The organism is Streptococcus sp. 79 (assembly GCF_013277425.1).
Lineage (GTDB): Bacteria > Bacillota > Bacilli > Lactobacillales > Streptococcaceae > Streptococcus > Streptococcus pseudopneumoniae.
This window is the reverse complement of the sequence record NZ_VMMW01000032.1, coordinates 22774-35685: the sequence shown is the minus strand read 5'-3', so window position 1 is coordinate 35685 and position 12912 is coordinate 22774. Positions and strand designations below refer to the sequence as shown.

General features: G+C 38.7%; 9 protein-coding genes, 1 pseudogene and 1 other annotated feature. Of the genes and pseudogenes, 9 read left to right on the top strand and 1 reads right to left on the bottom strand.

The window, feature by feature from the left end:
- Nucleotides 1-15 precede the first annotated feature (15 nt).
- Nucleotides 16-990 (top strand): DUF1002 domain-containing protein, encoded by a 975-nt coding sequence (locus HT729_RS06135; RefSeq protein WP_172931794.1) that lies wholly within the window; start codon nt 16-18, stop codon nt 988-990.
- 73 nt (nt 991-1063) lie between these two features.
- Nucleotides 1064-2425 carry a 23S rRNA (uracil(1939)-C(5))-methyltransferase RlmD gene (gene rlmD / locus HT729_RS06130; RefSeq protein ID WP_172931793.1) on the top strand — a complete coding sequence of 454 codons (1362 nt, stop codon included), beginning with the start codon at nt 1064-1066 and terminating at the stop codon, nt 2423-2425.
- A 22-nt stretch (nt 2426-2447) separates the two neighbouring features.
- Here the strand turns inward: rlmD and HT729_RS06125 are convergent, their stop codons facing one another.
- On the bottom strand, nt 2448-4259 hold the full coding sequence (locus HT729_RS06125; RefSeq protein ID WP_000276233.1) for an IS1182 family transposase: 1812 nt from the start codon (nt 4257-4259) through the stop codon (nt 2448-2450).
- Between the two features lie 353 nt (nt 4260-4612).
- Here HT729_RS06125 and HT729_RS06120 point away from each other — a divergent pair, with 353 nt between their 5' ends.
- From HT729_RS06120 to HT729_RS06090, 7 genes and pseudogenes are all read left to right on the top strand, one after another.
- On the top strand, nt 4613-5242 hold the full coding sequence (locus HT729_RS06120) for a DUF6037 family protein (RefSeq protein WP_000808021.1): 630 nt from the start codon (nt 4613-4615) through the stop codon (nt 5240-5242).
- Nucleotides 5243-5436: 194 nt separating this feature from the next.
- Nucleotides 5437-5554, top strand: a pseudogene (locus HT729_RS06115) (IS5/IS1182 family transposase); the annotation flags it as partial.
- 143 nt (nt 5555-5697) lie between these two features.
- Nucleotides 5698-6921, top strand: coding sequence for an FtsW/RodA/SpoVE family cell cycle protein (locus tag HT729_RS06110; protein ID WP_061439109.1), 1224 nt, complete (start codon nt 5698-5700; stop codon nt 6919-6921).
- A gap of 24 nt (nt 6922-6945) precedes the next feature.
- Nucleotides 6946-9642 (top strand): phosphoenolpyruvate carboxylase, encoded by a 2697-nt coding sequence (gene ppc, locus HT729_RS06105; RefSeq protein WP_050262048.1) that lies wholly within the window; start codon nt 6946-6948, stop codon nt 9640-9642.
- Between the two features lie 69 nt (nt 9643-9711).
- Nucleotides 9712-9929: a binding site (T-box leader), on the top strand.
- Nucleotides 9930-10195: 266 nt separating this feature from the next.
- A complete protein-coding gene (gene trpX / locus HT729_RS06100) occupies nt 10196-11200 on the top strand; it encodes a tryptophan ABC transporter substrate-binding protein (protein WP_119920141.1) in 1005 nt (334 codons plus the stop codon).
- 68 nt (nt 11201-11268) lie between these two features.
- Nucleotides 11269-12135, top strand: a complete 867-nt coding sequence (locus HT729_RS06095) for an ABC transporter permease (protein ID WP_172931792.1) — start codon at nt 11269-11271, stop codon at nt 12133-12135.
- Nucleotides 12132-12890 (top strand): ABC transporter ATP-binding protein, encoded by a 759-nt coding sequence (locus HT729_RS06090; protein ID WP_138707255.1) that lies wholly within the window; start codon nt 12132-12134, stop codon nt 12888-12890. Before HT729_RS06095 ends, HT729_RS06090 begins: the two co-directional genes overlap by 4 nt.
- Nucleotides 12891-12912: the final 22 nt, after the last annotated feature.

The following is a 12912-nucleotide window of genomic DNA, read 5'->3' as shown; positions in this document are numbered from 1 at the left end:
AGGAGGAAATTCCCTATGAGAAAGAAACTCTTTCTGACCAGTGCTGCGGTCTTGTGGGCAGTAACAGCTATGAATAGCGTCCATGCAGCAACAGATGTTCAAAAAGTTATCGATGAAACCTATGTTCAACCTGAATATGTCCTAGGTTCATCATTGTCAGAAGATCAAAAAAATCAAACCCTAAAAAAACTAGGCTACAATGCCTCAACAGACACCAAAGAACTCAAGACCATGACACCTGATGTCTATTCTAAGATTATGAATGTGGCCAATGACTCTAGCTTACAATTGTATTCATCAGCCAAGATTCAAAAACTAGGTGACAAGTCGCCACTTGAGGTCAAGATTGAAACACCAGAAAACATCACTAAGGTGACGCAGGATATGTACCGAAACGCAGCAGTAACGCTGGGGATGGAACACGCTAAAATTACTGTAGCAGCACCTATTCCAGTTACAGGTGAGAGTGCCTTAGCTGGGATTTACTATTCGCTGGAAGCTAATGGAGCCAAGGTACCACAAGCCAATAAAGAGTTGGCTCAAGAAGAGTTGAAGGCTTTGTCCGATATTAATGCTGAAAACAAGGACAAGTCAGGCTATGATGCTAATAAATTAAATGTTGCCCTAGCCGATATTAAGTCAGGGATCGCCAAAGCTAAAGAAAGTAAGGGAAATCTGACAGAGGATGATGTCCGTAAAATCGTTGAAGATACCTTGAAAAATTACAAACTTGATCAGGTGATAACAGGAAACCAGATCAATATCATCATCAATTTTGCTTTAAATCTCTCAAAGAGTGATATCCTCAGCAATGCAGATTTCACTAAAACCCTAAATGACCTTAAACAAAGTATTGTTTCACAAGCTGGCGACAGTTTTAAAAATATCAACCTTAACTTTGATGCTGATAAGGCGCTAGAGGACGGCGGTAATTTCCTAAGCGCCCTCTGGCAAGCCATTGTCAACTTCTTCAAGAGTTTTGGTTCTTAAGAAATTTCATGGTATAATAGATGGTAACCGTAACGTTGCCGTCTTTTTTGTCGGCCAATAGAAAGAGAAGAGAATGTTAAAGAAAAATGATATTGTAGAAGTTAAAATTGTTGACTTGACCCACGAAGGTGCAGGAGTTGCCAAGGTGGATGGTTTGGTCTTTTTTGTAGAGAATGCTTTACCGAGTGAAAAAATCCTCATGCGTGTCCTTAAGGTTAATAAAAAGATTGGTTTTGGGAAGGTTGAAGAATACCTTATCCAGTCACCACACCGTAACCAAGACGTAGATTTGGCTTACCTGCGTTCAGGAATCGCGGATTTAGGACATCTTGCCTATCCAGAACAGCTCAAGTTTAAAACCAAGCAAGTCAAGGATAGTCTATACAAGATTGCTGGGATTGCTGATGTAGAGGTTGCTGAGACGCTTGGTATGGAAAATCCAATCAAGTACCGCAACAAGGCACAGGTCCCTGTTCGTCGAGTAAATGGTGTCTTGGAAACTGGGTTTTTCCGTAAGAATTCCCACGATCTCATGCCACTGGAAGATTTCTTTATCCAGGATCCTGTAATTGACGAGCTAGTAGTAGCCCTACGCGACTTGCTCCGCCGTTATGATTTGAAACCTTATGATGAAAAGGAGCAGTCTGGCTTGATTCGTAATCTTGTGGTGCGTCGCGGACACTATTCAGGTCAAATTATGGTTATTTTGGTAACAACTCGTCCCAAAGTTTTTCGAGTGGAGCAATTAATTGAACAAGTCATCAAGCAGTTTCCAGAGATTGTGTCTGTTATGCAAAATATCAATGACCAGAACACCAATGCTATTTTTGGTAAGGAATGGCGCACCCTTTATGGACAAGACTTTATTACTGACCAGATGTTGGGAAATGACTACCAAATCGCTGGACCAGCATTTTACCAAGTCAATACTGAAATGGCTGAAAAACTTTATCAAACAACCATTGACTTTGCAGAATTAAAAGAAGATGATGTGGTCATTGATGCCTATTCTGGTATTGGGACGATTGGCCTCTCTGTTGCGAAACACGTCAAGGAAGTTTATGGTGTTGAAGTAATTCCAGAAGCGGTTGAGAATAGCAAGAAGAATGCCCAACTGAACCATATTTCAAATACCCACTATGTCTGTGACACAGCTGAAAATGCCATGAAAAATTGGCTCAAGGAAGGTATTCAACCAACTGTTATCTTAGTTGATCCTCCACGTAAGGGCTTGACCGAAAGCTTTATCAAGGCAAGTAGCCAAACAGGAGCAGACCGCATCGCTTATATCTCATGTAATGTCGCAACCATGGCGCGTGATATCAAACTCTACCAAGAATTAGGATATGAGTTGAAGAAAGTCCAACCAGTGGATCTGTTTCCTCAAACGCATCATGTGGAGTGTGTAGTGTTGCTACAACGAAAAAAAGGGTGAAAATCCTTGATTTTAAGCTATTTTACAAGCATTTTGTCTTTGTAGATAAAGGCAATTTTGACGTCAAAAAAGTCCTAAAAAGGCACATAGATTTATATGTATTTGTAGATGTCGTTTGCGCATCGGAAAAATGAATACAACAATAAATATTTATCTTAAGAGAGACTGGGCAAAAACTAGTTTCTAAATAAAACCACACAGTGATTCCAGTCTTGAATCCAATCAAGCTGAAAGAAATACTGTGTGGTTTTTGAATAGTGGATGTTTTAGAGGCTAGATTCTTGGCCAATTTGGTGAGATTCATGCTCATAAAGATGAATCCTATTTCTGTTGCGATAGCTTGTTTCCCTCTGACATGCACTCTGCGCACGCCAAAAACACTCTTCAATCTACCAAAAACGGGTTCAACATCGATTTTCCGTTTGGCATAGATTCGAGAGCCTTCTTCACTATGTAATGTTTGCTTAAGGAGTTCCTTAAAGTAATTCCAAGTTGGATTATAATGGATTTGTTTCTGATTCCCACTATCTGTTTTAGCCAACTGTTCTAACTCAGGAGTATCTTGAACTTTATCCGCCTCATAAATCTTGAAATCACGTTGAAAGCCATACTTGTCAGTTGGCCTAGAGTAGTTCTTAAAAGAATAAACTAGGCCGTCGGGCTTTATAAACTGGTCCGTGTCCTCAAGATATTCCCAGTTCATTGGATTATCTGTGCTCGTCTGGTATTTTTTAGTCAATTCCTTCTGATACATGGTGTAGGGAATAAGCGGTGTCTTTTCCAATTCATCAATGATAAAACGATAATTTTCTTCGCTACCATAACCGGCATCAGCTACGATATAGTTGAATAAGTCTAGGGTTTGAATCGATTGGAGGAAGGGTTTCAGAGTGCGAGTGTCTGTTGGATTTGGAAAGATATCAAAGTCAAGGACATACTGACCATTGGTAGCCGCTTGGACATTATATCCAGGTTTCAGTTGTCCATTTTGCATATGGTCTTCCTTCATCCTCATAAAAGTGGCATCATGATCCGTTTTTGAGAAAGAGTTGCGGTCTTCTAAAATTTTTCTAGCTTCTTCATAGCGCTGTTTACGAGGAAGGAAATCCTCCTTTAATTGCTTACGGATTTTCTTTATCCGACGGCGTTTTTGTCTATTGGCAGATCCACCCTTTATCACTTTAGGCTCTTCTTCGATAACTTGTTCTATTTCAGCTAAGGTAGCCTCCGTTTTTTCTAGTAGCTCCTCCAAGCCCTGACTGGTTTCCCGATCTTCTTTAGATAAGGCGAGATTTACCCCTTCTTGAATCAGCTGATCATAGAGCTGAGAAATTTTCCCATTCAAGGCTGCTTCATATTTGTCAATAGCTCTTTTCCAAGTGAAAGAATAGAGATTGGCATCAGCTTCTAGTTTTGTTCCATCAATGAACAAGGCATCATCCTCAATCATCCCGTTCTCACGCATGAGTAAGGAGAAGTAAATAAAAGCAGTTTTGATTAGGTTGTTGGCATGTTTACTGGAGCGGAAGTTATTAATCGTTTTATAGCTAACATAGGTATCTTGGCTCAACCATTTCATGGGAATGACTTCTGAGTTCATTTGAACGATTTTACGTCCAGAGAACACTTGACGAGCATAAGCGAACAGGGTCATCTTCATGAGCATGGCTGGATGAAAGGCAGGGCGACCAGTATGAGAGGTCTCTTCCGATAGAACTTGACTAGGGATATTGTCCACAAAGAGGCTAATCATTCTTGCTTCGTGATTTGATGGAATATCGTAGGAAAGATTTACTTCCAAACTTAACTGATTTGTGTTATAATCTTTATACATTGTCATGGCTTTCTAATTGTTTTGTTGTTATTTTAATCATAAACCATGACATAAGAAAACGAGCATCTCCAACTACGGAAATGCTCGTTTTTTGATAGTTAGAAGTGGGTTTTTGCCCAGTCTCTATTGTGATTTATGAAGTGTAGTGAATATGGTATAATAAGATTAAGCAGAAAGAAGTTTGATAAATTTAGAGTGACCTAAGGTCAAGAAGGTATTTGGAACATTTAGTTATATACATTCCTATTTGTCGCGATAATGCATTGTACTGGCTATACCAAAAAGATGTACAGGAACCAGTAGATAATAGAATAAAGATGGAAAGAATATAAAAAATAATATGAGGTGATTATATGGCTGAAATTAGATTTAAAAATCTACCTAAGTTGTTAAGTAGTATGGAGGAAAAAGAATGGATTATTGATAGCTTTTCATTCAATTACAAAAATGAGGATTATGTTGTAATATTAAAGTTATATAGTGATACAGAAAGAAAGCCATCTGAATATGCTAAGGTAAAATTAGAATTCATTAGGGCTAATAATATTAATGAATCTATACAGGCGTATGCGAATTTTTACGAGGTTTACTTCAATTCTTTAGATGAATTTGCGAATTTTTTTAATATAAATAGAGGTAGTGCAAATAGAAATTTATTTGTAGATTTCTCTGAAATTTTTTCAGAATTTATACCAGATAAAAAGTATGAGGAAAAGCAAGGTTTAATTAAACAGCTCCAAGGTTCAAGATGTGAGGGAAACAATCCTAATGCAATATACTGTTATGATGTAAGAAGAAATGGAGAGATTGATGGAAGAAAGAATACCAGATCAAAGGCGAATAGTAATAAGGCGTATACTCTAAGAAGAAGTTTGTATGAAAAATATAAAGATGATAAAAATCTTAGTTTCTTCTTTTCTGATAAATTAGAAGATGAAAGAACTGATGAGGAAATAATAAAGCAAGTTGCTGCTAGACACTGATTTGTTATATATGGATTAAACCTTTTAACGATAACATTATGCTATCGTTAAAAAGTATGTGGATATGTTCCCAAATACGAACGCAACTACTTGGCATACTTGGTGTTCACTCGCTTCATGTCGAATGTGTAAGCTTGTTGAAGAAACGCAGTTAATCTTCAAAAGGTTCCCCAAACCTTTTGAGTTCCGCAGACACATCTGAACAAATTGCGGCTGATTTTGGCATTCACGAAAGCAACTTAATTAGTCGGAGTCGATGGGGTTGAAGCAACTCTTATTCAAAATGGTTTTACGATTTCAAATTCTGCCTTAATTCTGTAAAAACAGTAAAATTCGAAGGATTGTGAGGTAAGAGTTTTTTTCTTTCTGAAAAAATGGTATAATAGCAATCAAAACTAGAAAATAAAACGGAATTTGGAACAGATTAGTCTGTATCCTAGTAGAGTGGTGATACTATGAAGATTAGTAAGAGGCACTTATTAAATTATTCCATCTTGATTCCCTATTTGCTTTTATCTATTTTGGGCTTGATTGTGGTCTATTCGACCACCAGTGCTATTTTAATCGAAGAAGGCAAGAGCGCCTTGCAATTGGTTCGAAATCAAGGAATCTTTTGGATTGTTAGTTTAATACTGATTGCCTTAATTTATAAATTAAGACTAGATTTTTTGAGAAATGAGCGACTAATCATTTTAGTTATCTTGATAGAAATGGTTTTATTGTTCTTGGCTCGTTTTATTGGTATTTCCGTAAACGGGGCATACGGTTGGATTTCGGTTGCAGGAGTAACTATTCAGCCAGCTGAGTACTTGAAAATCATTATTATTTGGTATTTGGCTCACCGATTCTCCAAACAGCAAGAAGAAATAGCTATTTATGATTTTCAAGTTTTGACTCAAAATCAATGGCTTCCCCGTGCTTTTAATGATTGGCGATTCGTTCTCCTAGTTCTGATTGGAAGTTTGGGAATTTTCCCTGATTTAGGGAATGCGACTATTTTAGTCTTGGTTTCCTTGATTATGTATACAGTTAGTGGAATCGCTTATCGCTGGTTTTCAACCATTCTGGCGCTCGTATCTGCCGCTTCTGTCTTTGTCTTGACCACTATCAGCCTAATCGGTGTTGAGACCTTTTCAAAAATTCCAGTATTTGGCTATGTAGCCAAGCGCTTTAGTGCCTTTTTTAATCCTTTTGCCGATCGTGCGGATGCGGGTCACCAGTTATCTAATTCTTATTTTGCCATGGTCAATGGCGGTTGGTTTGGTCTAGGTCTTGGAAACTCGATTGAAAAACGAGGTTATTTACCAGAAGCTCATACAGACTTTGTCTTTTCTATCGTGATTGAAGAATTTGGCTTTGTGGGTGCCAGTCTTATTTTAGCTCTCTTGTTTTTCATGATTTTGCGGATTATCTTGGTCGGTATCCGAGCGGAGAATCCTTTCAATGCGATGGTTGCACTCGGTGTCGGAGGGATGATGTTGGTTCAGGTATTTGTCAATATCGGAGGGATTTCGGGCTTGATTCCATCTACAGGAGTAACCTTCCCCTTCTTATCCCAGGGGGGGAATAGTCTTCTAGTCTTATCAGTGGCAGTGGCCTTTGTCTTAAATATCGACGCCAGTGAAAAACGCGCTAAGTTGTACCGAGAATTGGAAAATCAACCAATGAACCTTCTGTGAAGTAGAATAAAGAAAGGATAGTCTATGTCTCTTCAAAAATTAGAAAATTATAGTAATAAAAGTGTTGTGCAAGAAGAAGTATTGATTCTAACAGAATTATTGGAAGATATTACTAAAAACATGCTTGCCCCAGAGACCTTTGAAAAAATCATGCAGTTGAAAGAATTATCAACGCAGGAAGATTATCAAGGTCTAAACCGTCTAGTGACTAGCTTATCAAATGATGAAATGGTCTATATTTCACGCTATTTTTCAATCTTGCCTCTTTTGATTAATATTTCAGAGGATGTGGATTTAGCTTATGAAATCAATCATCAAAATAATATTGATCAGGACTATTTAGGTAAATTATCTACAACGATTAAATTGGTAGCAGAAAAGGAAAATGCCGTTGAGATTCTAGAACACTTGAATGTTGTCCCTGTTTTGACAGCCCATCCAACACAAGTGCAACGCAAAAGTATGTTGGATTTAACAAATCATATTCATAGTCTTTTGCGTAAATACCGTGATGTTAAGTTGGGGTTGATCAATAAAGAAAAATGGCACAATGATTTGCGCCGTTATATCGAAATTATCATGCAGACAGACATGATTCGTGAGAAAAAATTAAAAGTGACTAACGAAATCACGAATGCTATGGAATATTACAACAGCTCCTTTTTGAAAGCTGTACCTCATTTGACGACGGAGTATAAGCGCTTAGCGCAAGCGCATGGGTTGAATTTAAAACAGGCTAAGCCAATCACCATGGGTATGTGGATAGGTGGTGACCGTGATGGAAATCCATTTGTTACAGCAGAGACCTTGAAGCAGTCTGCACTCACTCAGTGTGAAGTCATCATGAACTACTATGATGAAAAGATTTACCAACTTTATCGTGAATTTTCTCTTTCAACTAGTATTGTCAATGTAAGTAAGCAAGTCAGAGAAATGGCTCGTCAGTCTAAGGATAACTCGATTTACCGTGAAAAAGAGCTTTACCGTCGTGCTTTATTTGATATTCAATCAAAAATTCAAGCAACAAAAACCTATCTGATTGAAGATAAGGAAGTTGGGACTCGTTATGAAACCGCCAATGATTTTTACAAGGATTTGATTGCCATTCGAGATTCTCTACTAGAAAATAAGGGCGAGTCCTTGATTTCAGGTGATTTTGTTGAATTACTGCAGGCAGTAGAGATATTTGGTTTTTACCTAGCATCAATTGATATGCGACAAGACTCTAGCGTCTATGAAGCCTGTGTGGCAGAACTCTTGAAATCAGCAGGAATTCATTCTCGCTATAGCGAGTTGAGCGAAGAAGAAAAGTGTGACCTTCTCTTGAAAGAATTAGAAGAAGATCCACGAATTCTTTCTGCGACTCACGCAGAAAAATCAGAACTATTAGCAAAAGAACTAGCTATTTTTAAGACGGCTCGTGTTTTGAAAGATAAGTTGGGAGATGATGTCATTCGTCAGACCATCATTTCACATGCAACCAGCCTTTCTGATATGCTAGAATTAGCTATTCTATTAAAAGAAGTAGGACTGGTGGATACGGAAAGGGCGCGTGTTCAGATTGTTCCCCTTTTTGAAACAATTGAAGACTTGGATCATTCAGAGGAAACAATGAGACAATATCTTTCTCTTCCTCTTGCCAAAAAATGGATTGCTTCACGTAATAACTACCAAGAAATCATGCTTGGCTACTCTGACAGTAATAAAGATGGCGGTTACTTGTCATCATGTTGGACCCTCTATAAGGCTCAACAACAATTGACTGCTATTGGAGATGAATTTGGCGTTAAGGTTACCTTCTTCCATGGCCGTGGTGGGACTGTCGGTCGTGGTGGTGGACCAACCTATGAAGCCATCACCTCTCAACCACTCAAGTCTATCAAGGATCGTATTCGTTTGACGGAGCAGGGTGAAGTAATTGGCAATAAATACGGTAACAAAGACGCCGCTTACTATAACCTTGAAATGCTAGTATCGGCAGCGATTAACCGTATGATTACTCAGAAGAAGAGCGATACCAATACCTCAAATCGTTATGAAGCCATTATGGATCAAGTAGTGGACCGTAGTTACGATATCTACCGTGATTTGGTCTTTGGTAATGAGCATTTCTATGATTATTTCTTCGAGTCAAGTCCAATCAAGGCTATTTCAAGCTTTAATATTGGTTCTCGTCCAGCCGCTCGTAAGACGATTACTGAAATCGGTGGTTTGCGTGCCATCCCTTGGGTATTCTCATGGTCACAGAGTCGTGTTATGTTCCCTGGATGGTACGGGGTTGGTTCAAGCTTCAAGGAATTTATCGATAAAAATCCAGAGAATATTGCTATCTTACGAGATATGTACCAAAATTGGCCTTTCTTCCAATCGCTTCTTTCAAATGTTGATATGGTCTTGTCAAAATCAAATATGAATATTGCTTTTGAATATGCTAAACTTTGTGAAGACGAGCAAGTTAAGGCCATCTATGAGACTATTTTAAATGAATGGCAAGTTACTAAGAACGTTATCTTGGCTATTGAAGGACATGACGAACTCTTAGCTGACAATCCATATCTAAAAGCTAGTCTGGATTACCGTATGCCTTACTTTAATATTCTCAACTATATTCAGTTAGAGTTGATTAAACGCCAACGTCGTGGAGAATTGTCCAGTGATCAAGAACGATTGATTCATATCACCATCAACGGAATTGCGACAGGATTGCGTAATTCAGGCTAATCATTTTCAAAAGTGAAGATGAAAAAAATTCTCATAGACTATTGACAAGTAGTTTAAAAATGATATAATTTAACCATTCAGAAAAGTAATCGTACAAACTTTCAAGAGAGTCTGTGGTAGCTGAAAACAGATAAGTGGCGATGATGAAAATTGGGCTGAATGTTATTTAGAATTTGAAATCATAAAAATTCGGTGAGCACACCTTACAGTGCATCTCGTTATTGCGAGACAGAGCGATAGGGAAATTCCCTATAATTGAGGTGGTACCGCGCATCGACGTCCTCACACAAGTTTTTTGTGTGAGGACTTTTTTTGATGGAGGTTAGTATGGAAAGAAAACGATGGCGTCGCTTGTTTATACTCAATGAAAATCAAAGTACAAACTAGGAAGCTAGCCGCAGGCTGCTCAAAACACTGTTTTGAGGTTGTGGATAGAACTGACAGAGTCAGTATCATATACCTACGGTAAGGCGACGCTGACGTGGTTTGAAGAGATTTTCGAAGAGTATTAGATAAGTGAAGTATTTTAAAGGAATTAAAAAGGAGAAACAGAATGAAAAATAAACGTTTAATTGGAATTGTCGCTGCCTTAGCAGTCTTAGTAGCAGGAAGCTTGATTTACTCTTCAATGAATAAACCAGAATCTCAGAATAATAAGGATGAGAAGAAAATAACCAAGATTGGTGTGCTTCAATTTGTGAGCCATCCATCCCTTGATTTGATTTATAAAGGGATTCAAGCTGGACTTGCTGAAGAAGGATATAAAGATGACCAGTTGAAGATCGACTTTATGAACTCAGAAGGTGACCAAAGTAAGGTTGCGACAATGAGTAAACAATTGGTTGCAAATGGAAATGACCTTGTGGTTGGTATTGCAACACCAGCTGCTCAAGGTTTAGCTAGTGCCACAAAAGACCTACCTGTTATCATGGCCGCTATTACAGACCCAATTGGTGCTAACTTGGTTAAAGATTTGAAAAGACCAGGTGGCAACGTTACAGGGGTATCTGACCACAATCCAGCTCAACAACAAGTTGAACTCATCAAGACTCTGACACCGAATGTGAAAACAATCGGAGCTCTTTACTCAAGTAGCGAAGACAATTCAAAAACACAGGTCGAAGAATTTAAGGCTTATGCTGAAAAAGCAGGTCTGACAGTGGAAACATTTGCAGTTCCTTCAACAAATGAAATTGCCTCAACTGTCACTGTTATGACTAGCAAGGTAGATGCTATTTGGGTTCCAATTGATAACACCATTGCATCAGGATTTCCAACGGTTGTCTCTAGCAATCAAAGTTCTAAGAAACCAATTTATCCAAGTGCGGCAGCTATGGTAGAAGTAGGTGGTTTGGCATCCGTTGTAGTTGACCAACATGACCTTGGTGTGGCAACTGGAAAAATGATTGCGCAAGTTCTGAAAGGTGCAAAACCAGCTGATACCCCAGTCAATGTCTTTTCAACTGGTAAGTCAGTGATCAATAAAAAAATAGCTCAAGAACTAGGTATTACGATTCCTGAGTCTGTTCTCAAAGAAGCAGGACAAGTCATCGAATAAATAAGGTAGGGAGGAGGAGACTCTTCCCATTTTTTAAAAAGATGAATATAGAAAGGATTAAATAAAATATGATTGTTTCCATTATTTCTCAAGGATTTGTTTGGGCTATTCTAGGTCTGGGAATCTTTATGACATTTAGGATTTTAAACTTTCCAGATATGACAACAGAAGGTTCCTTCCCTCTTGGGGGAGCTGTTGCTGTCACTCTGATAACCAAAGGCGTGAACCCTTTTTTAGCGACACTGCTTGCTGTAGGAGCAGGTTGTTTGGCTGGCATGGCAGCAGGACTTCTTTATACAAAAGGGAAGATCCCAACTTTGCTCTCAGGGATTTTGGTGATGACTTCCTGTCACTCTATCATGCTCTTGATTATGGGACGTGCCAATTTAGGCTTACTTGGAACCAAGCAAATCCAGGATGTTTTGCCTTTTGATTCAGACTTGAATCAACTCTTGACAGGTCTCATCTTTGTGAGTATTGTTATTGCTCTCATGCTCTTTTTCTTGGATACCAAACTCGGACAAGCCTATATTGCTACAGGTGACAATCCTGATATGGCTAGAAGTTTCGGGATTCATACTGGACGCATGGAGCTCATGGGCTTGGTCTTATCAAATGGTGTGATTGCCCTTGCAGGAGCTCTCATTGCCCAGCAAGAAGGGTATGCTGATGTATCTCGAGGGATCGGGGTTATCGTTGTGGGGCTTGCAAGTTTGATTATTGGAGAAGTTATTTTCAAGAGTTTGAGTTTGGCAGAACGTCTGGTTACCATCGTTGTAGGTTCTATCGCTTATCAATTCTTAGTGTGGGCGGTTATTGCGCTTGGCTTTAATACAAGTTACCTTCGTTTGTACAGCGCCGTGATTTTAGCAGTCTGCCTCATGATTCCAACATTTAAGCAAACCATCTTGAAAGGAGCCAAGTTAAGCAAATGACAGCAATTGTAGAATTAAAAAATGCAACCAAAATCGTTAAAAATGGCTTTGATGAAGAAAAGATTATTTTAAATGATGTTTCCTTAGAAATTTTTGAACGGGACTTTATCACGATTTTGGGCGGAAATGGTGCTGGGAAATCAACCCTTTTTAACACCATTGCAGGAACCTTGTCCTTAACCAGTGGAACCATCCGTATTTTAGGTGAGGATGTTACCAAGTTTTCACCAGAGAAGCGCGCTAAGTATCTGTCTCGAGTCTTCCAAGATCCAAAGATGGGAACAGCTCCTCGTATGACAGTGGCAGAGAATCTCTTGATTGCCAAGTTTCGTGGTGAAAAGCGTGGATTGTTACCAAGACGTCTGGCTAGCTATAAGGATGAGTTTCAGGCTACAATTGAAAAAGTAGGAAATGGTCTTGAGAAGCATTTGAATACACCGATTGAGTTTTTATCAGGTGGTCAAAGACAAGCCTTGAGTCTCTTGATGGCAACCTTGAAGCGTCCTGAATTACTCTTGTTAGACGAGCATACTGCAGCTCTTGATCCAAAGACCAGTGTTTCCCTTATGGAATTGACAGATGAATTTGTCAAGAAAAATCAGCTGACAGCGCTTATGATTACCCACCATATGGAAGATGCTCTCAAATATGGCAATCGCTTGATTGTCATGAAAGAAGGACGGATTATCCAAGATTTGAATCAAGAAGAAAAAGCAAAAATGAAAATCTCTGATTATTATCAACTCTTTGAATAAAGTAGGGAAAATGAGTGAAATG